We start from the raw sequence: 26,184 nt of genomic DNA on the forward strand, positions 1-26,184 counted from the left end.
TGAAAAAAACATTTCATATTTATCTTATGGTCCTACTTAGTTTGCTGGCAGGCTGCGGCACGGACCGGCCGGTCGAATCAACCGCCGGTGAAAAGCCGCAGGAGGCAAACTTGGTACAGCTCACCCCGGCACAACGCAAAAACGCCAGGCTGGAGACAGGCAAGCCGGAGCAAAAAATCATCTCAACGGTACTGCAGGTAAACGGCGTGATGGAAGCACCTCCACAAAACGCCATCTCCGTTAGCGTTCCACTGGGCGGATACCTTAAAAAGACCACCCTGCTCCCCGGCATGCACCTGAAAAAGGGGCAGCTGATGGCCGAACTCGAAGACCAGGCCTACATTGAGCTGCAGCAGGACTACCTGACAGCCAAAGCCCGCTTGGCGTACCTGGAGCAGGAATATGCCCGTCAGCGCGACCTCAACCAAAGCAAAGCCACCAGCGACAAAGTATACCAGCAAACCCAGGCCGACTATGAAAGCCAGCGGGTGTTGCTGCAAGCGCTGGCCGAAAAGTTGCGCATGACAGGCATCAACCCCAACCGGCTAACAGAAAGTACCCTCACCCGCACCATGCGCCTCTACTCCCCTGTCGACGGCTACGTTACAAAAGTGAATGTGAACATCGGCAAGTATGTCGTGCCGACGGACGTGTTGTTTGAGCTAGTGGACCCGCGCGACCTGCACCTGATGCTCACCGTGTTCGAGAAGGACCTGGATAAACTGGACATCGGGCAGCAAGTGCTGGCACACCGAGCTAATCAGCCGGAGAAAAAGTATAAGGCCAAAATCATTTACATCGGCAAAGATGTCACCGGCGACCGGGCGGTGGAAGTGCATTGTCATCTGGAGAAGGAAGACCCGTCGTTGGTGCCTGGCATGTTCATGAATGCGGAAATAGAGGTTCAGAGCAAGGAGGCTTATACTTTGCCCGACGAGGCCATTGTGCGCTACGGCAACAAGCAGTACGTTTTCGCGGTGCGGGATAGCAGCATTTACGAAATGGTAGAAGCTCAGACCGGCAATTCGGAACACGGCTATACGGCCCTGCTGCCGAGCGCAACCCTGCACCCTGAAAGCCAGACTTACGTCACCAGCGGGGCTTATGCTTTGCTTATGAAGCTGAAAAACAAAGAGGAAGAGTAAAGGTCCTCTACTTAACATCATCGATATTCTATGGCTGCAACAGACATACTTCCAGATAAAAAATATACTGCCAGTCTGCAAACAGAGGTAGATGCTGCTTTTCTGTACGAACGTATCGCGGCGGCGGAAGAGGTGCCGGCCATTGCCAGCATGTTCCGGGAACTGGGTGCCATTGAGCACGAGCACGTCACGAAGATGGAAGCTGGCCTGCGCAGCAAAGGGATAGCCATCGCCTTGCCTCCGCCCTCCTGGCGCGCCCGTATGCTGGACCGTATCGGTAAGGTTTTCGGGTATGGCTATGTGATTGGCGTGCTGCTGGATACCGAGAAAAGCATTACCAACGCGCAACTGACGCAAAAAGAGAAAAGCCACATCCCCATTTCCGGGGACGAAGCGAACCACGTGAAAATCCTGCAGACGCTGCTCAATAACAAGAGCAAGGTCACCGGCGAGCATCTCTCCCGCATCGAAGGCAAGCACCGCACCATTGGCGGGAACGCGCTGCGTGCTGCTGTGCTGGGCGCCAACGATGGGCTGGTCTCCAACATGAGCCTGGTAATGGGGGTGGCCGGTGCTACCGAAGGGCAAAGCGGCGTGCTCTTGGCAGGTATGGCCGGTCTGCTGGCCGGGGCGCTCTCGATGGCCCTGGGCGAGTGGATTTCGGTGAAGAGCTCGCAGGAACTGTATGAACGGCAGATGGCACTCGAAATGCTCGAAATTGAAACGAATCCGGAAGGCGAAAAGCGCGAACTGGCCCTAATTTACATGGCCAAAGGTATACCTGAAGCACAGGCGCATCAAATGGCGGACGCTGCCATACAGGACACCGAGCACGCCCATGAAATACTGGTGAAGGAGGAACTGGGCATAAACGCCGAGGAACTGAAAGGCTCTGCCTGGGAAGCGGCCATTGCTTCGTTTATCCTGTTCGCTATCGGAGCCATCCTGCCGGTAATTCCCTTTTTCTATACTTCCGGTTACGCGGCTATCTTCCAAAGCTTGGGGTTCAGTGCGGCCGGCTTGTTTGTGATTGGGGCTGCCATTACGCTTTTTACTGGCAAAAGCATCTGGTTCTCGGGTTTCCGGCAGGTGCTTTTTGGGCTGGCCGCAGCGGCTATCACCTTTGGTATCGGTAAACTGCTTGGCGTGAGCATTGCCGGATAGCTAGCAGATGAAAGGGCTTCAGCGAATCATACTGCACCTGGTGGCCCTGCTCACGGTCAAGTTCCTGCTGATCAGCCTGCTGTTTGTGGTCAGCCTGCTGGTACTCTTCCACCTCATCCATGATGTATTCGCTGACCGGGACACCGGTTTTGATGCCATGCTATTTACCTTTACAGACAGTATCGCCTCCCCTGCCATGACGCGCGCGATGCATGTCTTTTCCTTTCTGGGCTCCGCCCGATATTTGGTCATCATGCCGGCCATACTTGCCTTGCTGTTCTCCCTTTACCGGGACATGCGCTGGAACGGGCTTCGGGTCCTTATCATTACCTTTACCACTTCCATGTTAAACGAGTTCCTGAAACACTATTATGAGCGCCCCAGACCCGAATTTGCTCCCTGGGAAATAATGGGCTTCAGCTTTCCGAGCGGCCATACCATGAACGGGGGTGTTTTTCATGGCCTGCTTCTTTACATCATTTGGACTACCGTGAAGAACAAAACCTGGCGTTGGGTGCTGTCGGTGTTCCTCACTCTGGCTGTAATATTGGTAGGCTTTAGCCGCATTTACCTTCATAAACATTATGCCACAGACGTTGCGGCGGGTTATCTGGCAGGTATCCTGTGGTTGATTTTATCTTTGTTCCTGATGAGTCGGCTTGAGCACTTTTATGTAAGCAAGTATAAAATGCAGGCAAACAGCAAAGCAGTGACGACAGCTAAAAAACAAGCGTAGCACTCACACTTCCTGATTGTATACCCGGTTGTGGCATAATCAGCAACCGCCGCTGCTTGTGAATCCTCCTCTGCAGCCTGGCCATGTCGTAGAGGTAATTAGCCCCTTTCGCCGACAGGTAGCCTACCACGGCGCCCGCCATCACGTCTGTCGTCCAGTGGGCATTATCATGGATGCGGGACAGCCCCACCAAGGTAGCGACTCCGTAAGCTAAAGGCGGTACGCACCTGTGTTCTGGCCCATATACGGCCGCAACAGAAGTAGCCACAGCAAAAGCTGTGGCCGTGTGCGCAGAGGGAAGCGACGTATGGGCTGAGGCATGAACAGGCCCATCAAAGTAGTGGTTTTCCCCTGTGTCGCTGGGCCTGTAGCGGTGAAACTGGTTCTTAAGGGTACCAGTCACGCCGGCGCTGATAAGTATACTTCCTAATGAGAGCAGACCGGCTTTTTGCAGCTTTTCATCCTTTAAAAGCACCCCTCCGGCAAAGGCGGCACCGGCAAGGGGTGCCATATACCCCTGTTTCCCCAGTGGCTGCACAACAGAAGACAACGCGTCAGAAGTAGGTGTGCGATGGCTTTGGGTATACTGTTGCAAAGGTTCATCGCCCCAGGCAAAGGTTGCCACCCAGATACCCGCTCCCGCCACCAGCACAGCGGCTCCTTTGGCCACCGGCGAAAGCACCGTCCTTCTTCTGGTTGCAATTGCTGCTGCGACGGGAAGCCCCATACCTGCATTTGAAAAATAAGCAGCAGTGGTGTCTGGTTGCGGGGGTAATACCTGCGCCTGTAGCTTAACAGAGGTAAAAAAGAAGTATAAAATCAACAGGGAAACTGAATGGCAGACCTTATGGCGAACGTGAGGTGGTTTCATAAAAATACCTATCTACCGGGCAGCGTGAAATTCAAATCCGTGCTGATGATAAAGGCCCTGAGCCCATCGCTGCGCCAGTAATTGGCCAGGCGTACTTCGATGCCTTTTAAATGCGCCCTGTTCTTCGAGAAAGGCAATCCGACATTTCCAATACCGGTTAAAGGAGAATAACGAATACCCAAACCAGCCTTGTGGCTACTCAAACCGGACAGGTCGTAGTCGGAGGTATAGAGCTCCTGGCTCAGACTGTGCTCCTGGAAGGGGGCAAAGTAATCGGCCGCGCTCTGGTTATGGAAGCGGTAAAAGGGGTAAAAGGAGAAGAAAGGCCCGAACTTAATGGGTGTCTCCACTTCCACGGTGTTTGCCGTTACCCCCCAGTTGTCGCTGTAGAAACGGTAGAAGAAACGGGTGGTCAGGTAATCGTTCACATAGTAGTTCACCCGCAGGCCTACCGGGTACTTCAGGCGCTGGTCTGGCAATTGCTCCACCCGTGGCAACTCCTGCTCCCGGAAGTATACCCGGTGGAACGGCGTGGACAGCAACCCGGACTGGTACACGATATCCGCCGACAGCGAAGCCTGCATTTTCTGGGTCAGCACCTGCGACAAGGTGGCCGAGAGGGTATAGGATTGCCGCTTGTCGGTATTCACCAACTCTCCGTTGCCACGGAGCTCCTGCGGGTAGATAAGTTTCCAGGTATCAAAGAAAGCCATTCCTCCCAGGCTGAATTCCCGGTTCCCGTCCCGCGACTCTTTCGCCCAGGTGGCCCCCAACGAGAAAGACTGGTAATCATACTCTGTGGAGGCGCCCAGCGTCAGGCTTTTGGTAACCCGGGAGAGGCTGTTACGCCTGCTGATGCCCACGTTCAGGTGGGTGCGCAGGTCTGATTTTGAGGCGGAGGACACGTTAAAGTCAATGTTGTCGGTAGAGGCCGAAGAGTAAAAATCCATCCCGAAGTGCACGTTCAGGTTGGTCACCGTGTCCAGCGGCACATTCACAATCACAACCGGTGACACATCAGTCAGCTGCTCTGTGCCGACGCCTCCCGTAACCGGGGAGTGGTCGCCGTCCTGGCTATAGTAGCTGCCCAGTATATTCACCTCGGTGTCCTCCAGCTTACGAACCCGACGTGCCGGTGCAGAAGTTGCAGGCGATTGCGCTACGGCTGAAGAAGCCAGCGTGCAGGCCACCATCAGCCCGATATACCTTAGTTGCATCCGCACCCCCCTCCCACTTTACCACCATTCGCGCCGGAGGCACCTTCCCGGTACGATTGAAAATTCGTTTCGAACACCTCCAGCTTGCGGGCACTCAGTCTCATCTCCTCCTCGTTGAGGTAGGTTTTCTGGTATGGCTTCACGACCTCGCAACTGCTGAGCAGGCCCGGAAAAAAGGTAATACCCAAAAGTATGAGCGTTTTTATATTCCTCATGCCGGTTAAAGTTTAGAAGTTTTCACGGCAGCTGCCGTTTTTGGAGCCTGCGGCTTGCTCTTGTAGTAATGCAGGTGCAGGTTATCGGAGGTTACTATCTCGTTCTTGTCGGTGATCAGGAGGCACTCCACCCCGTTAAGCTGGTTGATAAGGTATAGCCCTTCCTGACGGCCCAGTATCATGGTTGCCGTTGCCAGGGCATCGGCCAGTTCCGCATCGGGGCAAATGATGGTCACACTCTTCAGGCCAGTAGCAGGGTAACCCGTGCGGGGGTCGATGATGTGGCTGTAGCGTTTGCCGTCTATCTCGGCGTATTTTTCATAGCTACCCGAAGTGACTACGGCAGTTTCGTTGGCGGTGAGCCAGGAAAACACTTTGTCCTTTTCGGCAGGGTCGGCAATGCCGATGTACCAGGCCTGCCCGTCCGCCTGCCTGCCCCAGGTTATCAGGTCGCCGGCTGCATTTACGACGCCGCCCCGGATGCCCATGCCCCGCATCACATCACGTGCCCGGTTGGCAGCATAGCCCTTTCCGATGGCGCCAAAGCCGATCTTCATTCCTTTTTCTGTCAGGTATACGCTGTGGGTTTCGGGTATAAGTTGTATCTTTTTGTAGCCTATGTGGCGGACCGAATTGGCCACCGCTTCCGGTGCGGGCATTTCTTTCATCGAGCCGTCGAACTTCCATACTTTGTCAGCCGCCGCCCAACTGATGTCAAAAGCCCCTCCCGTCAGTTCTGAAATGCGGAGGCTGCGGCGGATGAGTTCATACAACTCCTCGTCCACCGGTACGGGCATCCCCCCGGCGCTCCGGTTGATGGCGCTGGTTTGTGAGGTAGGCTCCCATTCCGAGATGAGGGCCTCAATGCGCTGTATTTCTTTTATACCCGCCTCTATGGCCTTGTTTGCCAGCGCCTCATCCTCCGACACCGCCACCAGCTCAAAGCGCGTGCCCATCAGCAAAAGCACCTTCTTCTCCGTCTTCAGGTCCTGCGCCTGCACACCACTGATCGCCAGGAACAGCAGCAGCATTGATAAATGGATTGTTTTTGCCATAAGAAGTACAACCGCTCAGAAAGCGGCCGGCTTGGTTATTTTTGATGCAGTAGCTGCTCGAGATGGGCTATGTACTTTTCTGGTCCGCCGGGCTGGTAGCCTGTTTTTGCCAGCACCTGCCCTTTTTCGTCTGTCAGCACCACCAGCGGAAAAACGCCTTCCTTGTTATAGCGGCTGGCCATTTGCTCGTTATACTTGGCCTGCTCCGCCGGGAGCATGTTTTTCTTAAACCGGGGAAAGTCCAGCTCCAGCAGCACGAAGTGGTCGTGGGCATAGTCCCGGAACTCCGGGGAATCCCATACTTCCCTGCGCAGCAGGATGCAGGGCTTGCACCAGTCGGAGCCGGCAAACACCATTAAGATAGGCTTATGCTCCAGCGCAGCCTGTTTGGCCGCTGCTTCATAATTATGCTGCCAGGTTGTTTTGTCCGGTTTGGTTTGAGCTTTAGCGTTAAAAGTGAGCGGGAGAAGCACCCACAGCAAAGCGAGGGAAAGGAGACGTTTCATAGACACCAAGTTAATTTTAGCATAGTTAGCCAGTCCTACGGCAGGTACAAGCGAACTATAAAATCAAGGTGTAGAGATTAGTGCCTCATTAAGGAAAGTATGCGGTGCTTTGTATGGTTTAAACGTTGGTGTTCCTGCTGCTGTTGTGTTCAATCGCAATTCTTTTTTTCCTGATTTTTAAGGATGTACCTCATAGCATTACCAACTGTTCCTGAAGCAGTTTCACAATCGCGATCAGGTATTAAAAGGCGGGGTTTAAGGGAAAGCCTGGGACAGGTAAACAGCGCCTTCCATTCATACTTCAGGAAGTATAAAAACCACAAACAGTAGCCGGAGTTTGGTAGTGCCGAGACTTAGCGGTACAGGGTTTCGCAAGGGCAGATATCCAGATGGCATAGAGGTCTGGTTCCCTGGCTCGCCACCAGTACGTCTGATTTACTGTATGCTGCACTCCTATAAAACACCTCAAGTAGAAGTATAAATACAAGTATAAAGGTGTTAACCAAAGTATAAGTATAAAAGTGGTGGCCAAAGTATAAATCAGGAAGTATAAAGTATAAAGAGGAAGGTCTAAAGTATAACAGCCAGAGGCCATGAACTGCGTGCCCGTGGCATCACCATGGCTTATAATAAATTCAATCTGTTTGTTGATGATATCAAGACATAGTATAATCCTGTGAAAGTTAGACTCCTCAGCCGCACGGTCTGGGTGCTGGCGCTGGTTAGTCTCTTTGCCGACATTGCCAGCGAAATGCTCTACCCCATCATGCCCGTGTACCTGAGGAGTATTGGCTTTTCGGTTCTACTCATAGGTGTGCTGGAGGGCGTGGCACAGGCTACAGCCGGTCTGAGCAAAGGCTACTTCGGCCGCCTCTCAGACCGTACCGGACAGCGGCTCCCCTTCATCCGGTGGGGTTATCTGCTGGCAGCTGTGTCCAAACCCATGCTGGCGCTCTCCCCCCTGCCGCTCTGGGTATTCGGTTCCCGCACCCTCGACCGCTTCGGCAAGGGCCTGCGCACCGGGGCCCGCGACGCGCTGCTCTCCGACGAAGCAACTCCCCAGACCAAAGGACGCGTGTTTGGCTTCCATAGGGCCATGGATACGCTGGGCGCATGCATCGGGCCCGGCATTGCCTTGCTGTACCTCTACCTGCAACCGGGAAAGTATACGCCGCTGTTTTACATGGCTTTTGTACCGGGGCTGGCTTCGGTGCTGCTAATCTACCTGCTGCGGGAAAAGCGCAGGCCTGCTAAGGTCAGCCCTAGGGGCAGTAAGTATAACTTCCTGGACTTTCTGAGTTACTGGCGGGAAAGTCCGGCTGCTTACAGGCGCCTGCTGGTAGGCCTGCTGCTGTTTGCGCTGTTCAACAGCAGTGATTTTTTCCTGCTCCTCCGCATGAAAGAGGCGGGGTTAGATGATACTTATGTTATCGGCCTGTACATCTTCTATAACCTGGTGTATGCCCTCTCCTCTTTTCCGATGGGCATCGCAGCCGATAAATGGGGACTCAAACCAATATACCTGATGGGTTTGGGCCTGTTTGCGGCTGTCTACTTGGGGATGGCGCTGACGCTGCGAATGGAAGTATACCTGGTGCTCATCCTTGCTTATGGGCTTTTTGCGGCAGCTACCGAGGGCGTATCCAAGGCCTGGATCACGAACATCTGCGCACCCCGGGATACCGCCACCGCCATTGGTACCTATACCGCTTTCGAAAGTATAGCCACGCTGGGCGCTTCTGCCCTGGCCGGCCTACTCTGGCAATTGTACGGACCCGCGACCACTTTTGCCGCTTCAGGTATACTTGCCATACTTGTAGTGGTGTACCTGGCCTTCTCCGTTAAGTCCCCGGTTACCCAGAGCAGCAGTAGTTAAGGGCTATTTGTTCCACTTGCCGTGAAGTATAGTTACCATACTTTGCTAATGCAGCAGTAAGCCTGTCGCAACGTAAAAGTGGGCTGCTATGTCAGCCGTACATTTATTTTTACTTCGGGAGCATTGTTTAGTTTATTTTTCAACCGTATGAAATAGAACTGCAAGTATCTGCATTAATGCTTCACAACAACTTGCCATGCATACTCCCAGGGGAACAATAATCGCCATAGGTGGCAACGTGGACAAGGGCACATACCCCATGCCGACCATTCCTAGCCTGAGAAGTAAAATCAACTTCTTTCAGCAGGGTATTCTGGAGCGGATTCACCTTGAACTTTATGGCACCGAGTCCAGGCTGGAGGTGGTGACTACGGCCTCGCTCATACCCGAGGAGATGGGAGCTGCCTACGTCCATGCGTTTCATCTGCTCGACAGCCACAACGTTGGCCTGTTGCACATCCGCACCCGCGAGGAGGCCGACAGACCGGAGAACCTTGCACGTCTGCGGGAGGCACACGGCGTCCTGTTCACGGGCGGGGACCAGAGCAGGATAGCGGCGGCCTTCCTGCACACAAAGGCACTGGCCCTGCTTCAGGAGCGTTATGATCAGGAAGCCAGGTTCCTGATTTCGGGCACCAGCGCGGGGGCCATGGCGCTCTGCAGCATGATGATCAGAAGTGCCGAGCACCGGCGCATCCTGGCAAAAGGGACAGTACGGCTGGCTGAGGGCCTTTCCCTGCTACCCAATATGATCATCGACACCCACTTTATAAACCGTCGCCGTATCCCGCGCCTCATCGAGTCAATAGCCGCTTACCCAGACCGTATCGGCATCGGCCTGGGTGAGGACACGGGTGTGCTGATCAGGAACGGGAATGTGATTGAGACTATCGGTTCAGGGCTTGTCATCCTCATGGATGGGCGGCAGCTGTATGAGAACAACTTCCCGGCCATTCCTAATGGCGAACAGCTATGCCTGGAGCACCTGCTCCTGCATGTGCTGCCCAAAGGAAAAAGCTATCGGGTACGCTCCGGCAAGTTTGTGAAAGAGCAAGGGCAGGCAAGCTAAATGGAGAGAATCCAGATAATTAAAGAGCCTAACATACAGTCTAATTTTAGAGGCAACAGTATATAAGATTGGTTAACTAAATAAGCATGGCCTGGACACGCCATGTTAATTCCTGAGCACTGATTTCTTCCAAACCTTAAACCAACCCTCCGGCTTGCTTAAGGTTACCTACACATAGTGTTGCCCGCTTTCCTGCGGTTTATTTTCTGCCAGTTTAAATATCTCTCCCAGGGTGTAGGTATGCACGCCCGCCTGTGCTGTGAGACCTGCGTTCACCATGGCCTGCGCCACTACCTTATCCTCATAAGGCCTGTACTTGCCCGCCAGCCCTACCCTGTCGAGCAGGTGCAGCACCTTGTAAGCAGCTACCTCGCCGAAGCGGCTTTCTTGGCGCTGCCCGTGCAGCAGGCCGGGTTGCAGTATATTGATGCTCTGGAAATCAAGCTTCTTAACTGCCTCCTCCAACCCGCCTTTCATACGGGAGTAGAAGATCATGGAGTCGGGGTTGGCCCCTGAGGAGGAGACAAGCACATAAGCTGGCACTCCGTTTTGGGCGGCTGCCTCTGCAAACTTAAACTGGTAATAGTAATCAACCCTGTACTGCTGGTTCTGACCGCCGGCCTGCTTTAAAGTAGTGCCGAGTGTAGAGAAGAGCACATCCCCCTTCACCAGGTGCTGCCATTCCTCCGGTGCATCAAAATTAATAAGATGCTCTTCTAGCTTGGTATCAGCTATGCCCAGGGTTCGCCTTCCAAAAACGATTACTTTTTGAAAGCGGCTGTCAGCCAGCAGCAGCTGTACGAGCTGTTTTCCTACTAAACCAGTTGCGCCAATTACGAGTGCTGTTTTCATAGTATGTATTTTTCAAGTGACAAGTAGTACCGCCTTATACGCGTGCCTGGCTTTCAGGCTGTGTCAGCTACCCGATAGCCTTACTCAGTCCGGACGCAGAAGACGACTTATGGAAAAGACAAGACATACTCAAGGAACAACAAACCTTCTCAGCGTTTAGGTGTAACGCCATGGCTGGCGTATTCTGCTAGGAAGGATATACATGAAAAAGATTGCTATAGGGAGAAGCGAAATCTTGGTGGGTAGTGCTTTGAAGTAGTGCATGCAGATACTTTCTGAAACTTAGAGAGCGAAGCTTATACTTACTATATTTTCAAAAAATAACCGTTACGCTACAGCAAAAGTGCTTTGCTTCTTGTTGTTTTATGGAGAAGAAGCTAAGCACCATTAGCCTGCTTCAAAGAAGTATACAGAGGAGTTTGCACCATGTATGAGCTTTTAGGAAAATATATAAGCAGCAGGGCAAGTATAGCTGCGTCTGATTTAGAACAGATTTATACTTACTTCAGCCCTGTTAGCACGAAGCGTAACGAGCACCTGCTCCTTAGCGGAGAGGTCTGTCAGCATTACTATTTTGTAAATAAGGGTTGCATCAGAATCTACACCATCCATGAAGGCGGCCGGGACACAAGCAGGTTCTTTGCCTTCGAGGGAGGCTTTGGCACCGCCCTGCCTAGCTTTATAGAACAGGTGCCAGCGGCTGAGTACATGCAAACCATTGAGCGGTCCGAACTGCTCAGAATACGCAGAGCGGACTTTCTGCATTTAGCAGAGACCATACCTGCTTTTGGTTTTATCTACCGGCAGATTCTGGAGCAGGGCTTCATCATGGCTCAGAAAAGAATTTACGGATTTCAGGGCTTCGACGCATTGGAGAAAGTAAAATGGGTTATAAGGCATCAGCCCGATTTCTTGCTGCGCGTTTCGAATAAAATGGCCGCTTCTTACCTGGGCATCTCCCCTTCCACGCTAAGCCGCACCAAGGCAAAGCTCTGAAAACGTTGCCCTGCGTCAACGTTTCTCAGCCTGGGTGCCTCTACCTTTGCGCTAAAGCAAAACTATACAACTATGAGGCACTTAATCCTGACATTCCTGCTTAGCTTGGCTGTCTCCGTGGCTTTCTCACAGGCGCATACCCATCAGTTATCTAGCCACATTCTTGATGTTTCTACCGGTCGTCCTGCGGCAGGCGTGCCAGTAAAGCTGGAAAAACTGAATGAGAAGAACGGAAAATGGACACTAGTGGAGGAGAAAAAGACAGACAGCAAAGGCCGCATCAAGGATTTTCTCGACTACAAAAAAACGGAGACAGGAGTTTACAGGCTCACCTTCCTGGTAGCCGACTATTTTAAACAGCAAAACACGGAAACGTTTTATCCCTTCATCGAAGTGGTGTTTCAAATCAAGGACGGAGAGCACTATCACGTTCCGATTACCCTCTCCCCCTACGGCTACTCCACCTACAGAGGCAACTAGCGCCTAGCTTTACCGGAGGCGGCTGTATACTGCTCATAGATTTTACACTGTACCAAGCTGACAAGTACCTCTTGCCCCTTGGAGCTGCTCTAATGCAGTTCTAGGGTCGTTTATACATTTAATTTTTTCAACTATGTTCGTTAGACAATTCTTTATCCTGTTGATGTTCTCCGTTGCTACCCTTTCTGCCTCCTGCCAGGAGAACAAAGACAAGGAGGCAGATGGCCAGAACCCCATTGATAACAGACTTTTGGGCAAATGGGACGTGATATCCAAAACAGACTCAGAAGAAGTGAGAGGCGTAGAGAAAGAGACAGACCGCGACATTTATCAGCCTGGCGAGAAGACTTACGAATTTACTGCTGAGAATAAGCTTATCATAACAGATGGCTTTGGGCGCCACCAAACCACACTACCAATATGGATGCTGGAAGGAGAGCTGTATATAGGACAGTTCCACACCGATAAAGAGCCCTATGCTTTGTCGTTTACAGAAAATAGGCTCACAATGGTGAAAAGGGAAGAAGAGCGGAAAGATGGTGAAGTGATTGTGCAGCAGGAAGTGGTAGTGCTGAAGCGGCACCTGTAGCACGCCATTTCATAGTTCGTGTGCGGTGGATTCGGAAGGAGAGGTATAACAATGCCTCCCGCTAGCTGTTAGCTTTCCTCCGGCCCGCTTGTCAACACAAGGATTTGGAATCTCCGTATGCTTTGTGTAGCTAACCGAAAGCCGTAACTTATACTTACTCCTGTGCACGAGAAAGACCATTTCCCCATACTTGGAATACAAGAGTTTCAGCCGGACCTGCAAGCGGAAGCGAACTTGCAGTACCACGAACTCTGCGGGGAAATGCGCATCGAAAAGCCCCACAAGCACGACTTCTTTATTTTGCTTTTGGTAGAGAAAGGAGGTGGCATCCACACCATCGACTTTCAGGAGTATCCCGTAAGCGAGCACCAGCTGCACCTGTTGCTTCCGGGCCAGGTGCACCGTTGGGAACTAGACGAAACCACTCAAGCCTACCAACTGATGATCAGCCGGCCCTTGTTTGAGACCTTCTCAGCCTCCCTGGAGTTTTCGTTTATACTTTACCAGAAGTACCCCGTGCTCAACCTTTCCGAGGAGGCCCTCCGGCAACTACGGTATGAATTCCACACTATCCGCGACGAACTACGCAAAAAGCCCCTGCACTGGAGCATTCTGAACCTGCGGTGCCAGTTGGTGGCCCAGCTTATCAGCCGTGAGGCCGAAAATAAGTATGAGGACCTGATAGCCTACCGTGCCGCCCCTGCCCTGCTGAAATACCACAAGCTGGTGGACCTATACTTTAAAGATCACAAGACAGTGGCCTTCTATGCCGACCAGCTGCATATTACAGCCAACTACCTGAACATACTTTGCAAAAAGCACCTGCAGGTCCCGGCCATGTACCTCATCCAGAACCGCATCACCCTGGAGGCCAAGCGACTCCTGCTGGCTTCTGAGATGACGGTGAAAGAAATCGCCTTCGAGCTCGGCTTCAGCGACCTGGCTTATTTTTCTAATTTCTTTAAAGCTCAGACTGGTATCTCACCCCGGGCCTTCCGAGGCCAGTTATAAAATTCACAAGTTTTGGCAGTAATCCTGCATCTGCTTAAAGTATAACCGGGGCTACCTTTGCAAGTATAAAATCAAGAAGTATGGCACCACAACTTATCACGCGAAAAGACTTTATCATTAACTCCACCATGCTGCTAGCCGGTAGCGGCCTGATGGGATGCAACAGTATACTTGCCGCCGGTCAACCAGTAGCCTCTGAACAGAGCGAAGAACCTGCCAATGGTAAGAATCTGTTGCTCAAAAACGTCAGGCTCGAGACCAGTTTTGTGTACGAGGAGGGGGAAGTTACCGGCACCAAAACTGAGTTGTTTACCTTGGAGTTGAGCGAGGGGAAAGTTAAGGCCATACTGCCCAACAACCCAGGTGCCAGGGCTATCGACGCCCAGGGGCATTTGCTACTCCCCGCCTTCAAGGACATGCACATCCACCTGGACAAGACATTTTACGGTGGTCCGTGGCAGGCGCGCCGCAAGTCAAACCGAACTGTGCAGGACATGATTGCCTACGAGCAGCGGGTGCTGCCGGAGATGCTCAAGACCTCTACCGAGCGGGCCGAAAAGCTCATCGAGCTGTTGCAATCGAAGGGATCAAACTTTGCCAGGAGCCACGTCAATATCGAGCCCACCTCCAAACTCGACTCCCTGAAAAACCTGCAGCAGGCCCTGGAGAACAAAAAGGATAGCTTTGGCGCAGAGTTAGTGGCCTTTCCGCAGCACGGCATCTTCCGTTCCAACTCCCAAACGTTGATGAAAGAAGCAGCTATGATGGGCATCGACTACATTGGCGGTTTGGACCCACACGCCATCGACGGGGACGTGGAGAAAAGTATGGATTTTGTGGTGCAACTGGCACTCGACTATAACAAAGGAATTGACATACACCTGCACGAGGGCGGCGAGCCCGGGTTACGCACCGTAGAGTACCTGATCGCCCGGGTAAATGAAAATCCGATCCTCAAGGGCAAATCCTTCATCAGTCACGCCTTTGTGCTAGCCAGGCTCGAAAAGCCTAAACAGGAGGAGGTAGCCGAGAAGCTGGCCGCTGCCCAGGTGGGCATCATCTCCACCATACCTTTCGGAAGTATGGTGATGCCCATCCCGACACTGTACAAGTATGGCGTGGACGTGCGCACTGGTAACGACTCCATCATCGACCATTGGAACACCTTCGGCTCGGGCAGCGTGCTGCAGAAAGCCAACCTGATGGCGCAGCTATACGGCTACTCGACCGAATTCGAACTCTCCCGCTGCCTGAAACTGGCTACGCACAACATGCTGCCGCTAAGCGACAAAGGAGAGCGCCAATGGCCGCAAGTTGGCGACACAGCCGATATGGTGTTGGTAGATGCCAGCTGCTCGGCAGAAGCCGTATCCCGTATCTCCCCTGTTACCTCACTGATTCATCAAGGAAAAATCGTTTACCAGAGCTTTGCAGTATGAACACTTTCTTTTTGATGCTTTCCCTTTTTCTTTTTACCGCTTGCCAATCAGAAAACACCATGCATACTCAAACCGCACAGGATAATGTTGTTAAAGCCGTCGCAAACCGAAAGCTGGACAAGGTATCTACAGCCTTGGCTAACGGTGCCAATGTCAATGCCACAGATCACCAGAAAAGGTCCCTCCTGCTGCTGGCCACCCATAACAACGACCTTAAAATGGCGGAGCTGCTGGTGGCGTACGGCGCAGATGTAAACCAACAGGATGTTATCAAGGACAGTCCATTCCTGTATGCCGGGGCTGCCGGGCATACTTCTTTGGTGAAATTATACTTGGAACATGGTGCCCGCTTTGATGTGTTTAACCGCTACAACGGCAGCGCCTTGATCCCGGCCTGCGAACGGGGCCACCTGGAAGTAGTAAAGCTGCTGGCCAATACCGAAGGCTTCCCAATCGACCACGTTAACCGCCTGGGCTGGACAGCCCTGATGGAGGCCGTCGTGCTGGGAGACGGCAGCAAAACCTACGTAGAGGTAGTACAGATGCTGGTTGACGCCGGCTGCGATATCACTATTCCTGATAAAGATGGCGTGACAGCGCTGCAGCATGCCCGCGAGCGAGGCTATACTGAGATTGCGAACTTGCTAGAAAAGGCAAGTAACCGCTAGTCTAGTTATACTTTGGATTATCAGCAGAACAGGCCTGAAAGGGTTCGGCTGCGCTTTCCGGGGGAGTAGATGTTCTGCAGGAAGTATAAAAATAACTATCTCTTCATGCAGAATGTAAGTTCGCCTATAAAGCTATTTCAGGAAAGAGGAATATATACACGAAATATACTTCCAACGCCCTCCTCACTGCTTACTTCTATTTTTCCACCGGCATTGTCTATGATGCGCTTCACCATATACAACCCTACGCCCGATCCTTCAACATGATCATGAAAACGCCTGAACATAGTGAAAAGCCTTGCCTGCTGCTTGGAGCCAATACCCAGCCCATTATCCTGTACCTGCACCAGTAGATAGTCTTGTTTTATTTCACAGCTTACAGTAACTCTTGGTTCTTTTGCAGGGTGTCTGTATTTGATGGCGTTTGAGAGGAGGTTATAGATAATGCTGCGCAGGTTTTTTTCTGAGAAGGAAGCTGTGGTGCAATCGCCCACGGCTATTTCTATCTGAGTACCTGTTTTTTCAATCAGCTTATCCAGGTCAAGCACAACCTCACTCACAACATCTGCTATGCTCACGGTGGCAAGCGTTTCCCTGTTATCTTTCTGCAGTTTCGTGATTTCTGTCAGGCTGGATATCGTTTTCTTAAAGCGGCCAATTGCTCCCCTAATCATGTTGATAATGGTACTAACCTCTTTTTGATCCAGGCTTTCTGCAGGTAACTCCACAAGCAGCTCTTCAACCAGCATCTCAATGTTGGAAATAGGGGCTTTCAGATCGTGCGACGCTGTATAGATAAAATTATCAAGGTCGTTGTTGGTCTGCATCAGTCTCTGATTAGCTTTAGCCAATTTCTCTGCCATGGCCTTTGCTTCCTGCTCTCTTCTCTCCAGAGCCATCCGAGACTCCACCTGTTCCGTTACGTCTGAGATAAGCGCGTAAAACCCAGCCACCTCGCCATCGCGCACATCCGGCACAAAGCTAGTGTTAGTATACCTTACCCCGCTTGGATAAGGCATAGCTGTCTCGTAATTAACTTGTTCCCCAGCCAGTGCCCGTTTTATATATGCTTTTGCCTTATCATATGCTTTTACTCCTACCACCTCCAATGCTGTCTTATCGAGCACGTCCTCTACTTTCATGTTGAACCAGCTCTCATATGCCCGGTTAGCGAACTTATACTTTTCCTCCTTGTTAAGATAGGAAATAAGTACAGGCAGGGAGTCTGTTACCAACCGTAGCTGCTGAGCACTGCTTTCAATAGTCTTGCGTACCTCCACCTGGTTCGTCACCTCATGGGCAAACACCAATATACCGTCGACTTTGCCTTCCCCATTATGGCGTGGTTGGTAGGTAAAGGACCAGTATATTTGCTCCAGCGGTCCTCCTTCATGCCTTGCCAGCATCAGGGGCAATTCTCCGGCAACATAGGTCTCCCCTGCTTGGTACACCATCTTAAGGATTTCTGGAATCGTGGAGTTTTCCAGCTCCGGTAGTGCCTCCAGCAAGGGCTTTCCTAGTAATTCTCTGCCTGGGAAAATTTTCTGGTACACAGGGTTTACCAGTTGGTATATATGGTCAGGCCCATCCAGGATACAGATAGCAGAGGGGGCCTGCATAAACAGGCTTTCTAACTGTTGCTTTTTGTTGAGCGCATCTGCCTGTGCTACTCGTAATTCCTTCGTTCTGTCCTCCACCCTTTCCTCCAGCTTCCGATTGAGGTCCTGTAGCGCGCTGGCGGTTTTCTCTACCTGTCTCCGGGCTACGAGAAACTCTGTCACATCCAGTGCAAAGATGAGGATACCTGTAACTTTGCCATCAGCATCGTAAAGTGCCTGGTAAATAAAGTTCCAGTAAATTTCTTCTAAGGGCTGGTCTTTATAGCGGGCCACCGGGATGAGAACTTCCTTTCCCTCAAATGTTTCCCCTGTGTTATAGACGTTGTGGATGATGTCATACACCACCTGGTTTCTAAGCTCTGGCAAGGCATCAAACAAGGGCAAACCAACTAACTCTCTACCAGGGAAAAGCTGTTGGTACGCATTGTTAAGTACACTGTACGTAAACGCAGGGCCTTCGAGCATAGCGAAGGCAGCAGGTGCCTGTTCCAGCAAACGCTCCAACCGAATTCGCTGCTGTTCAGCTTGCGCCAGGGCTTGTCTTTCCCTCTCTTTGCTCTCATTTAGCTGCTCTCTGGCCTTTACTTCATCTGAAATATTTGTGGTTTCATGTATGATGTATATAACATTGCCGTTTTCAGCTATAACAGGTGTGTTGGTAGTGCACCAGAACCGCTCCAAAAAAATTCCTGACCTCTCCGGATCAGGTATGTCGTATCGGAAGGATTTGATCTGGTGCGGCTTACCAGTAGCAAAGACCTGCTCCAAGGATCTTCTTAATTTAGATGTAGCTGACGAGTCATGATTTTCAGGGTTCTCAGGAAAAACATCAAAGATACTCTTCCCCACAATGCTTTCCCGCTCGGTCATGCATTCCCGAAGATATGCATCCGTAGCTCCTATGATGTTCCACTCAGGTGAGAGAAGGAGCTGTAAGGCTGCTTGTGCTTCAAACACCTTTTGAAAAGGTACTGGCTGAAATGGATTATTTTCGGATGCGGCGGGAAATGATTTATTGATCATTAATAGGTCATAAAAGGTTGACTATATACGCTGCTAACACGCATGGGTTAGTAGTAAATCGACAAGTGATTAGGCATAAAATCTGATTTACCAGGCAGCATCCGATTCCAATAAGCTGTGTAACAGCTGAAAAGGCTTACTCACAGTTTTGTATTAATTCAAAGTAAGCTATACTTCCCATCTAAGGTGCCTGATAATTAAATGACCTGCCTTATGGAAACAGAAAAAGTATGACCAGCGGCCATCAAAGCTGAGTTTGGCTAAAGCTTGTGAGTGATTTAATAGGAAGGGCACCAAGTATAAAGGGCTTGACTAATATGCTTCAGGTTTGTCTTTTCCTGCGGGAAGGCCTGACCTTATACTTTACTCCAGTTCTACCAGATGGTCTCTTAGGAGCAAAATCACAGATCTTTATTTGACGCGGGGAATGAGAATAGCTTGGAAGATTAGAGGATTAAAGGCCGTTGGTCGCCTCCACGCTGCCCCAACGGTTGATGAGCGTGTCTTTCAACCCCGAGATAACGCTGTTGAACTCCTCCCCCATTGCCACGGATGCCTCCTCTTTTTCTTCCATTGCTGCCACATTGCTTTCCAGCAGGCTTCTGCCCCTTTCGATGGTGCTCAGTAGTCTGCCGGCATGCAGTAGCTCCACAGTCATTCGTATTCTATGATTACTGGACCTGTAGGATTTCAGATCCTGGGAGACAAGTGCATTTTGGAGTTCGAGCTTTGCAATCTCAAAATTGCGAATTGTCATTCTGACTAGTTCTTCCAAATCCTTTTCGTCCCCTTCCAGCATTTCCTCAAGGGTAGTCAATGTAAAGGCAGGCGCATCTGGTTCAGTAGGTGGTTCTAAGTGCCAAGAGGATTCGAAACCAGGTGACTCCTCCGTACCTGCAGGCTCCAGCGCATCTTGAGCAGCGTTGAGACTATGGAAGGTTATTTTAGCCCGTAGCTCCATGGGGTTGAATGGCTTGCTGATGAAGTCATCGATGCCTGCGGCCTCCATCTGTTCTTTAAAATCGTACCTGGCAGAGGCTGAAAGGGCAATAATAGGCAGCTGCCTGTACTTCTCCTCTCTAAGACCTCTTATCTTCGATGTGGCCTCATAGCCATCCATGTGCGGCATCTGCAGGTCCATTAACACCAGGTTGTAATCATGGCGCATCACATGCTCCACCGCTTCTATGCCATCCTTTGCCACATCGTACTCCACGCCCCACCGTTGAAGATACCTGGATACAACCAACACGTTAACAGGGTTGTCCTCCACCAGTAAGAGCTTCACGCCTCGAATAAAGTCTTCTGATTCGTTTGTCAACTCGTCAGGTGTAGCATTCTGTTCCGGTGCAAGTTTGAGCCGAAGGTTGAAGAAAAACGTAGTGCCTCTCTCCTCCTCGCTCTCAACAGAGAGTTTACTCCCGTACAAGGATAGCAACTTCTGGCTGATAGTCAGGCCAAGGCCTGTTCCCCCATACTTCAGGTTTACGTCATAACTGGCCTGGGTGAACTCTTCAAACACCTTCTCTAACTTGTCGGGCGGAATGCCTATACCGGTGTCCTCCACCTGGAAGTGAATGGAAGCTTCCTCATTTGTCAGATCCTGTACTTGTAATTTTAGAGCGACATACCCCTCCTCGGTAAACTTAATGGCGTTGCCAAGCAGGTTTGTGAGGATCTGACCGACTTTAACCGGGTCCCCCAATACCTGCTCCGGCAGTCTCTCATCCAGTTCCACCTTCATGGCAAGCCCTTTCTCCTCAGCCGTAATGCTGACGGAGTATACAAGAGAATAAACCAACTCACGCAGGCTCATTGGCCTCTCGATAAGTTCTACCCGGCCCGCCTCAATCTTGCTGTAATCCAGGATGTCGTTGATGAGGTGGAAGAGGCTATCGGCCGATAGCTTAAGGGCTCTGAAGTACTCTTTGTGTTCTTTTGAGTGGTCTGTTGCCTGCAGCAGGTTTGCAATGCTTACTATGGCATTCAGAGGCGTTCGGATTTCGTGGCTGACCGTGGAGAGGAACTCAGCCTTTACCTTGGCCGCTTCTTCCGCCTCTTTCCTGGCCCTGAGCAGTTCCTGCTCATACTTCTTGCGGTCTGTGATGTTGAAGACGGTGGTACGGTTTAGCAACGGTTTGCCATCATCGCCCACAATCTGGATGGTATTAACGAGCACCGGCAACCGTTGCCCCTGCTTTTCTTTCAGATCAAAGTTTATTTCGCTAACAGAACCCTGCATCTGGAGCAGTGGGCCATAGTGTGTTTCGTAATACAGCTTGCCGCCAACAGGCAACAGGTCCTGAAACTTTTTACGATGCAAGAGCTCCTCTGCTTCGTAACCGAGCCAACGCAGCAATGTCTTGTTTACTTTGACGATAGTGCCGTTCGGCAGTGTAGAGAGATAACCACACGGAGCATTCTCATAAAGATCCTCTGCGCTTTCCTCTATCAGAACGCTAAACTCCGCTCTTTTCTCCCCATTTTCTCCAGTCATGTTTTATCTGTTACGTTCCAAGAACGTCTTCATCGCTGCTATGGTTTCTTCTGGTGCGCTCAGGTTCGGGCAGTGGCCGGTAGCATCTAATAGGATGAACTCACTATCTGCAATCTGCTCGTGCACATACTTTCCCACCTCCATTGGCGCAATCACGTCCTCTGAACACTGCAGAATAAGCGATTTTGTCTTGAGCTTCTGTAAGTCTGAGCGGTTATCAGACAGGAAGGTGGTGTGGGCAAAATGCTTGGCAATCTCAGGGTTGGTTCTGCAGAAGCTGTTCGTTAGTTCCTCTCCCAGTTCAGGCCTGCCCGGGTTGCCCATAATCACGGGAGCCATGGCTGCAGACCAACCCAGGTAGTTGCTGTCCAGCGACTCCAGCAGTTCGTCGATATCCTCTCTAGAGAAACCACCTATATACCCCTCATCATTGATATAGCAAGGGGAAGGGCCGATCATTACCAGTTTTTCAAACCGGTTAGGTTCCTTTACGGCGGCTAGTGCTCCTATCATCGCACTTACGGAGTGCCCGACAAAAATAGCGTTCTCTAAGTCCAGCGCCTTGCATATGGCCAGCACATCATCTGCGTACCCGTGCAATGTGCCATACTTTACTTTGTTATAGGCAGTGGCATCAGATTTACCGTTGCCCACATGGTCAAAAAGCACAATCTTATACTCATCCTCGAAGGCAGGGGTGATAAAGCGCCACATGTTCTGATCACAGCCATAGCCATGGGCAAAGACCATCGCCTTCTCGCCTTTTCCACTTACCTGTACATTGTTTCTCTTAAGAACATCCATCTTGTAATTATGAAAAGTTGTAAAAGGAAAGAATTGCTTAATATTCAAATATAACGGATTATTCTCACTTTTTTAGCCTGCCAGTGCAATTAGATACAAGTCTATTTCAGAACCGGTCCGAAGTATAGGATTATAACCTTCTATTTAAGAAAGGTTTGCTTTGCCACAGGTGACGCAACATATTGAAGTAAAAGCTTGGGAGAAAGAAAATTACAATTTCTGCGGCACTTCAATGATGGTAGCAGTGGCCTATTTGGTATCACCCGATATACCTCCACATATTATGCTACAGGCGGCAGTCAGCTATTCATCATCACTTTTATACCCTTCACACCGTGAGCATCTACTGAAACAAAATAAAGCAAAATTTGAGCTTCCTTAAATGCAATTATTCACATATAAAACGTACACATTTCAAGTAAGCAATTGTATCCCAGCAGCTTCCATGACTTCTGTTCCACTACCAGAAGCTTCTCTTTGCTACGCATGCTTTATTTAATTGTACAATCTTAAACCTACCACGCACATGAAAACAAAACTACTTTACTGCCTTTGGCTATTCTTGTTAACCTTAAGTATGAAAGCAGAGGCGCAGCAGCCCGTTGAGGAATGGATCAGAACATATGATAGTTCCGGACCAACGGGAGACAAACCTGGATATACTCAAACTATCGTTACAGACAATGAAGGCAATAGCTATGTCAGTGGCACCGCCACCAACAACAATACATACGAAAGTAAAGTTGTGACTTTTAAGCTTTCTCCGACAGGGGAAGAACTATGGGTACAGGAATACGCAAAAGGATCTTTTAGTGAAACTAGAGGCATTGTGGTAGATAATAAAGGCGGCGTATATGTGGCTACTGGCGATGCGATAGTCCGTTACGACACACAAACTGGTGCAGAAAGTTGGGATAACGCTACAGGTATTCGCGCTACAGACATCGCTGTCGACAACCAAGGGAGCGTCTACATCACCGGCAATACCTCCATCAGTACAGAGAGCCCCAATTATGCTACCATCCGTTATGATGCCACTACCGGAAATGAGATTTGGTCCAGTACCTACAACGGGGAGAACGATGACACGGACTTTGCGACAGCCATTGCCGTTGATAACCAGGGCGGCGTTTATGTGACCGGTGTAAGCTACACGGGAGATTTTGGCGCCGATTACGTCACTGTTCGCTATGATGCTGCTACCGGCAAACAGGACTGGGTGAGCCGCTACAGCATGGGGGGCTTCTTCGGGGAGCCGTTCATCGATGCCGATAACCAGGGCAGCGTCTTTATAACCGGTACCACCTACAATGGCACGACGGGGTATGATATCGCCACTGTCCGCTACAGTGCTACCACCGGAGAACAGTTGTGGGCCAGCCAGCACAATAATGCCGATAACGGCTACGACTGGGCAACCGCTATTGCCGTCGACAACCAAGGGAGCGTGTATGTTACTGGGTATAGCGGCAGCACCTACAACAATTCAGATTTCACCACTATCAGGTATGATGTTGCCACCGGAGAGCAGAAATGGCTTCGTTACTATAATAAAGAGGACAATAGTCGGGATCAGCCTGCGGGCATCGCCGTAGATAACCAAGGAGGCATTTTTGTTACCGGTACCAGCCAAACCGGGGAAACCACCCACGTATTTACCACCATTCGCTATGAGGCAGACACAGGTAATCTAAAATGGGTCAGTTCTTACGGAGAAAAAGACGAAGGCTGGGCTGAGGCAAGGGGCATTGCCATCGATAATAAAGGAGGCGTGTTTGTGACCGGGTTCTACCCTGCCAGAGAAACAGGCCCCGACATTGTGGTTATCCGCTATGAAGCTACTACCGGCGAAAAAGATTGGGAGCAGCGGTATAATGGCTTTGGAAGTCAAAGCGACTATGGAATTGCTGTTGCCGTAGATGCTGCCGGGAATGCTTATGTAACCGGCACGAATGACAACCACAACTACAACGTAGGTAAAGCCGACTTTGTCACCATCAAGTATTCCCCTACAGGAGAGGCGCTTTGGGTCAGTGTATATGATAGAGGCTTCAATAGTCATGTAAGCGGCATCGCCGTTGATGACGAAGGAGGTGTTTTTGTGACGGGAAGCAGCGATGGGGACTACGTCACTATCCGCTACGACGCCTCTACCGGCAACACGGATTGGGAGAAACGCTATAACGGGGAGTACAACGGCTGGGATAATGCTGCAGGACTAGCTCTAGACGGGAAAGGAGGCCTCTACGTAACTGGTAGTAGCGAAACAGGGGAAAACACCTCTACTTACGTTACCATCCGCTACGATGCAGCAACCGGGCAGCAGCAATGGGTCTCATCCTTCCATGGAGAAAGCAATAACGACAATCTTGCAGAAGCCATTGCGGTTGACAGCACAGGGGGCGTCTATGTGACGGGAAATAGCGCAGGCGACTACCTTACCGTCCGTTACGACGCAGCTACAGGCACGCAGGCATGGGCCAGAACCTTCAACGGGGAGGCCGATGGACAGGAATGGGTTTCAGACATTGCTGTCGATAATCAGGGAAGTGTCTACGTTATTGGCTACAGCAGAGGCATCCATACTTATGCGGATTATGCAACGGTAAGCTATGATGCGGCAACCGGGCAGCAGCAATGGGTGAGCCGGTATGATGCCGGCAGGGATGGCTATGATTACCCAGCAGCCATAGCGGTCGACAATCACGGCGGCGTATACGTTACCGGGCGCAGCCAAAGTATAGGGGGCGAAGAAGTGGATTTTGCGTATGATGTTATCACCGTCGGTTACGAAGCTGCCACTGGAGAGCAGAAATGGGTTGCCCGGTATGATGGTAATGGCTTAGATTTTGCAACCGCCATTGCTGTGGACAACGCAGGGGGCGTCTATGTGACCGGCCACAGCGAAACATCTTCGGGAGGAGCGTTTAACACGATAAAGTATAAGGCTGAAGACGGCACCCAGGTATGGGCTATCCAGACAGAAGAAGGTGAGATAGATGACACTGCCAGGGACCTGGCCTTAGACACTGAAGGCAATGTCTTCGTTACCGGCTACAGCTTCCGTCCAGGAACTGGGGCTGACATCCTCACCGTCAAATACAGCCAGGGCCAATGCGCAGTACTGGCTGATGCGGCCATCCAGGGCAGTACAACAGCTGCCGTGAACACCGGAAATGCTATTTACACCCTCACCGGCTCCAACGCCACCAGTTATACCTGGCGCATCACCGGCTCCAGCGGCAATGACTACACAGGCTTCACCGGACAGGGCACTTCCTCCATCTCGGTTGACTGGCCCGCTACGCCAGATGTGTACAAACTGAGTATCAGCTACAGCTCCGGCGCGGGCTGCCCTGCCCAAGACACTACGATCTATGTGCATGTATTCAACCCGCAGGCTGGCTTTGTCACCGGCAGCGGCTGGCTCACCACACCTGCCAACCCGGATTTTGAACTCATGCAAGCCAGCAGCAGGGTTCAATGGGCCCTGGTGGCAAAGTATAAACCTAAAACGGAAGACGTAGCGCAAGGCTCACTGATGCTCCTGCTGGAAAGCGGACCAGCTATTTTTCACAGCACTAACGTAGAGGATGGGTCGCTGGTCATCACCGGTAACCAGGCTTTCTACCGCGGCCAGGGCACCCTCTCCTACATAAGTGGCTCAGGGGGCATGACCACCGACCCGCGCAAATTTGCCTACCTTGTCTCGGCTACCGACGGAAATTTCCAAGGGGCCAAAGCAGAGGACCGGCTGCGCATCCTGATTTGGGAGCTGAAGGCTGATGGCACCCGCGGTGCGGGGGTCTATGATAATCAGCCTGCCTGCTCCACAAACTTAGATGAGAACGCATCGGCCTGCGCAGCTATCGGCGGCGGCAATATCACCATCCATACACCGAACATGAAGACCCGCAGGGAGAGCGCTGTTCTTGCACTGGAGGAAGCACATTCTGCGAGCGAATTTGTGGCCTACCCCACTGCCTTCAGTGAGCGCACTACCTTGGCCTTTACCGCTGACCAGGACACAGAGTACAGTCTGGAACTCTACGACTTAAAGGGGGCGCTGGTGAGACGAATCGCCAATGGTAAGGCGCAGGTAGGCCACCGCTACGAGCATGAGGTGAGTGCGGAGGACCTGCAAAAAGGCCTTTATGTTGCCCGTTTGGCTGCAGGAAAAAAAGTTCAGACTGTCAAGATAGTCGTAGAGCGGTAGAGCAGTCGCTGCTATCAAGCTAGAAACACTTTAGAGCCTACCGCTGGTGTTCAGCGGTAGGCTCTCTTTTGAGTATACATATCAACAAAAGCTCTAATCAGGCAGGACGCCCATAGTCCTAATCAGCATTGACCTG

21 protein-coding genes are annotated in these 26,184 nt (G+C 51.2%); 12 read left to right on the plus strand and 9 right to left on the minus strand.

Going from position 1 to position 26,184, the window contains the following annotated elements; translation table 11 throughout:
• Nucleotides 1–26 precede the first annotated feature (26 nt).
• The 3 genes from BM040_RS02855 to BM040_RS02865 are packed head-to-tail and all read left to right on the plus strand — an operon-like array spanning nt 27 to nt 3,045.
• The gene (locus BM040_RS02855; protein ID WP_245756074.1) at nt 27–1,145 is read left to right on the plus strand and encodes an efflux RND transporter periplasmic adaptor subunit; all 1,119 of its coding nucleotides are present in this window, start codon (nt 27–29) and stop codon (nt 1,143–1,145) included.
• Between the two features lie 30 nt (nt 1,146–1,175).
• Nucleotides 1,176–2,309 (plus strand): VIT1/CCC1 transporter family protein, encoded by a 1,134-nt coding sequence (locus BM040_RS02860; protein ID WP_092098819.1) that lies wholly within the window; start codon nt 1,176–1,178, stop codon nt 2,307–2,309.
• Nucleotides 2,310–2,316: 7 nt separating this feature from the next.
• On the plus strand, nt 2,317–3,045 hold the full coding sequence (locus BM040_RS02865; RefSeq protein ID WP_092098821.1) for a phosphatase PAP2 family protein: 729 nt from the start codon (nt 2,317–2,319) through the stop codon (nt 3,043–3,045).
• On the opposite strand, the gene BM040_RS02870 is transcribed toward BM040_RS02865, so the two are convergent.
• The 5 genes from BM040_RS02870 to BM040_RS02890 all read right to left on the minus strand — a co-directional run bounded on the left by BM040_RS02870 (nt 3,029) and on the right by BM040_RS02890 (nt 6,909).
• Nucleotides 3,029–3,772, minus strand: a complete 744-nt coding sequence (locus tag BM040_RS02870) for a phosphatase PAP2 family protein (RefSeq protein ID WP_175490957.1) — start codon at nt 3,770–3,772, stop codon at nt 3,029–3,031. The genes BM040_RS02865 and BM040_RS02870 overlap by 17 nt on opposite strands.
• A gap of 152 nt (nt 3,773–3,924) precedes the next feature.
• Nucleotides 3,925–5,133: a DUF3570 domain-containing protein gene (locus BM040_RS02875; RefSeq protein ID WP_092098825.1), complete on the minus strand. Its 1,209-nt coding sequence runs from the start codon at nt 5,131–5,133 to the stop codon at nt 3,925–3,927.
• Nucleotides 5,124–5,348 (minus strand): DUF4266 domain-containing protein, encoded by a 225-nt coding sequence (locus BM040_RS02880; protein WP_092098827.1) that lies wholly within the window; start codon nt 5,346–5,348, stop codon nt 5,124–5,126. Before BM040_RS02880 ends, BM040_RS02875 begins: the two co-directional genes overlap by 10 nt.
• Before the next feature lie 5 nt (nt 5,349–5,353).
• Nucleotides 5,354–6,403: an FAD:protein FMN transferase gene (locus tag BM040_RS02885; protein ID WP_092098829.1), complete on the minus strand. Its 1,050-nt coding sequence runs from the start codon at nt 6,401–6,403 to the stop codon at nt 5,354–5,356.
• A 35-nt stretch (nt 6,404–6,438) separates the two neighbouring features.
• Nucleotides 6,439–6,909, minus strand: coding sequence for a thioredoxin family protein (locus tag BM040_RS02890; RefSeq protein WP_245756075.1), 471 nt, complete (start codon nt 6,907–6,909; stop codon nt 6,439–6,441).
• A 676-nt stretch (nt 6,910–7,585) separates the two neighbouring features.
• Here BM040_RS02890 and BM040_RS02895 point away from each other — a divergent pair.
• Nucleotides 7,586–8,785, plus strand: a complete 1,200-nt coding sequence (locus BM040_RS02895; protein ID WP_217646683.1) for an MFS transporter — start codon at nt 7,586–7,588, stop codon at nt 8,783–8,785.
• Between the two features lie 196 nt (nt 8,786–8,981).
• Complete coding sequence (locus tag BM040_RS02900) at nt 8,982–9,854, plus strand: cyanophycinase (protein WP_092098833.1); 873 nt, start codon at nt 8,982–8,984, stop codon at nt 9,852–9,854.
• 168 nt (nt 9,855–10,022) lie between these two features.
• Here the strand turns inward: BM040_RS02900 and BM040_RS02905 are convergent, their stop codons facing one another.
• Entirely contained in the window at nt 10,023–10,706 is a 684-nt protein-coding gene (locus BM040_RS02905) for an NAD(P)H-binding protein (protein ID WP_092098835.1), read from the minus strand.
• Nucleotides 10,707–11,132: 426 nt separating this feature from the next.
• On the opposite strand from BM040_RS02905, the gene BM040_RS02910 reads away from it, so the two are divergent.
• The 6 genes from BM040_RS02910 to BM040_RS02935 all read left to right on the plus strand — a co-directional run bounded on the left by BM040_RS02910 (nt 11,133) and on the right by BM040_RS02935 (nt 15,889).
• The gene (locus BM040_RS02910) at nt 11,133–11,702 is read left to right on the plus strand and encodes a Crp/Fnr family transcriptional regulator (protein ID WP_092098837.1); all 570 of its coding nucleotides are present in this window, start codon (nt 11,133–11,135) and stop codon (nt 11,700–11,702) included.
• A 72-nt stretch (nt 11,703–11,774) separates the two neighbouring features.
• Nucleotides 11,775–12,182: a hydroxyisourate hydrolase gene (uraH, locus tag BM040_RS02915; protein ID WP_092098839.1), complete on the plus strand. Its 408-nt coding sequence runs from the start codon at nt 11,775–11,777 to the stop codon at nt 12,180–12,182.
• 133 nt (nt 12,183–12,315) lie between these two features.
• The gene (locus BM040_RS02920; protein ID WP_092098841.1) at nt 12,316–12,771 is read left to right on the plus strand and encodes a lipocalin/fatty acid-binding family protein; all 456 of its coding nucleotides are present in this window, start codon (nt 12,316–12,318) and stop codon (nt 12,769–12,771) included.
• Between the two features lie 162 nt (nt 12,772–12,933).
• Nucleotides 12,934–13,782, plus strand: a complete 849-nt coding sequence (locus BM040_RS02925) for an AraC family transcriptional regulator (protein WP_092098843.1) — start codon at nt 12,934–12,936, stop codon at nt 13,780–13,782.
• Between the two features lie 80 nt (nt 13,783–13,862).
• Entirely contained in the window at nt 13,863–15,221 is a 1,359-nt protein-coding gene (locus BM040_RS02930) for an amidohydrolase family protein (RefSeq protein ID WP_092098845.1), read from the plus strand.
• 59 nt (nt 15,222–15,280) lie between these two features.
• Entirely contained in the window at nt 15,281–15,889 is a 609-nt protein-coding gene (locus tag BM040_RS02935; RefSeq protein WP_245756076.1) for an ankyrin repeat domain-containing protein, read from the plus strand.
• A 137-nt stretch (nt 15,890–16,026) separates the two neighbouring features.
• On the opposite strand, the gene BM040_RS02940 is transcribed toward BM040_RS02935, so the two are convergent.
• From BM040_RS02940 to BM040_RS02950, 3 genes are all read right to left on the minus strand, one after another.
• Nucleotides 16,027–18,531, minus strand: coding sequence for a PAS domain-containing sensor histidine kinase (locus BM040_RS02940; protein ID WP_092098849.1), 2,505 nt, complete (start codon nt 18,529–18,531; stop codon nt 16,027–16,029).
• A 454-nt stretch (nt 18,532–18,985) separates the two neighbouring features.
• Nucleotides 18,986–21,028 (minus strand): PAS domain-containing hybrid sensor histidine kinase/response regulator, encoded by a 2,043-nt coding sequence (locus BM040_RS02945; RefSeq protein ID WP_092098851.1) that lies wholly within the window; start codon nt 21,026–21,028, stop codon nt 18,986–18,988.
• A gap of 3 nt (nt 21,029–21,031) precedes the next feature.
• On the minus strand, nt 21,032–21,832 hold the full coding sequence (locus BM040_RS02950; RefSeq protein WP_092098853.1) for an alpha/beta fold hydrolase: 801 nt from the start codon (nt 21,830–21,832) through the stop codon (nt 21,032–21,034).
• An 829-nt stretch (nt 21,833–22,661) separates the two neighbouring features.
• On the opposite strand from BM040_RS02950, the gene BM040_RS02955 reads away from it, so the two are divergent.
• A complete protein-coding gene (locus BM040_RS02955) occupies nt 22,662–26,048 on the plus strand; it encodes an SBBP repeat-containing protein (protein ID WP_394333070.1) in 3,387 nt (1,128 codons plus the stop codon).
• Nucleotides 26,049–26,184: the final 136 nt, after the last annotated feature.

It is taken from the genome of Pontibacter chinhatensis (assembly GCF_900113285.1).
In the GTDB taxonomy this organism is placed as follows: domain Bacteria; phylum Bacteroidota; class Bacteroidia; order Cytophagales; family Hymenobacteraceae; genus Pontibacter; species Pontibacter chinhatensis.

Coding starts and splice junctions, on each gene's coding strand:
- BM040_RS02855 (WP_245756074.1), top strand. CDS start 27: ATGGTCCTACTTAGTTTGCTGGCAGGCTGCGGCACGGACCGGCCGGTC.
- BM040_RS02860 (WP_092098819.1), top strand. CDS start 1,176: ATGGCTGCAACAGACATACTTCCAGATAAAAAATATACTGCCAGTCTG.
- BM040_RS02865 (WP_092098821.1), top strand. CDS start 2,317: ATGAAAGGGCTTCAGCGAATCATACTGCACCTGGTGGCCCTGCTCACG.
- BM040_RS02870 (WP_175490957.1), bottom strand. CDS start 3,772: ATGGGGCTTCCCGTCGCAGCAGCAATTGCAACCAGAAGAAGGACGGTG.
- BM040_RS02875 (WP_092098825.1), bottom strand. CDS start 5,133: ATGCAACTAAGGTATATCGGGCTGATGGTGGCCTGCACGCTGGCTTCT.
- BM040_RS02880 (WP_092098827.1), bottom strand. CDS start 5,348: ATGAGGAATATAAAAACGCTCATACTTTTGGGTATTACCTTTTTTCCG.
- BM040_RS02885 (WP_092098829.1), bottom strand. CDS start 6,403: ATGGCAAAAACAATCCATTTATCAATGCTGCTGCTGTTCCTGGCGATC.
- BM040_RS02890 (WP_245756075.1), bottom strand. CDS start 6,909: ATGAAACGTCTCCTTTCCCTCGCTTTGCTGTGGGTGCTTCTCCCGCTC.
- BM040_RS02900 (WP_092098833.1), top strand. CDS start 8,982: ATGCATACTCCCAGGGGAACAATAATCGCCATAGGTGGCAACGTGGAC.
- BM040_RS02905 (WP_092098835.1), bottom strand. CDS start 10,706: ATGAAAACAGCACTCGTAATTGGCGCAACTGGTTTAGTAGGAAAACAG.
- BM040_RS02910 (WP_092098837.1), top strand. CDS start 11,133: ATGTATGAGCTTTTAGGAAAATATATAAGCAGCAGGGCAAGTATAGCT.
- uraH (WP_092098839.1), top strand. CDS start 11,775: ATGAGGCACTTAATCCTGACATTCCTGCTTAGCTTGGCTGTCTCCGTG.
- BM040_RS02920 (WP_092098841.1), top strand. CDS start 12,316: ATGTTCGTTAGACAATTCTTTATCCTGTTGATGTTCTCCGTTGCTACC.
- BM040_RS02930 (WP_092098845.1), top strand. CDS start 13,863: ATGGCACCACAACTTATCACGCGAAAAGACTTTATCATTAACTCCACC.
- BM040_RS02935 (WP_245756076.1), top strand. CDS start 15,281: ATGCATACTCAAACCGCACAGGATAATGTTGTTAAAGCCGTCGCAAAC.
- BM040_RS02940 (WP_092098849.1), bottom strand. CDS start 18,531: ATGATCAATAAATCATTTCCCGCCGCATCCGAAAATAATCCATTTCAG.
- BM040_RS02945 (WP_092098851.1), bottom strand. CDS start 21,028: ATGACTGGAGAAAATGGGGAGAAAAGAGCGGAGTTTAGCGTTCTGATA.
- BM040_RS02950 (WP_092098853.1), bottom strand. CDS start 21,832: ATGGATGTTCTTAAGAGAAACAATGTACAGGTAAGTGGAAAAGGCGAG.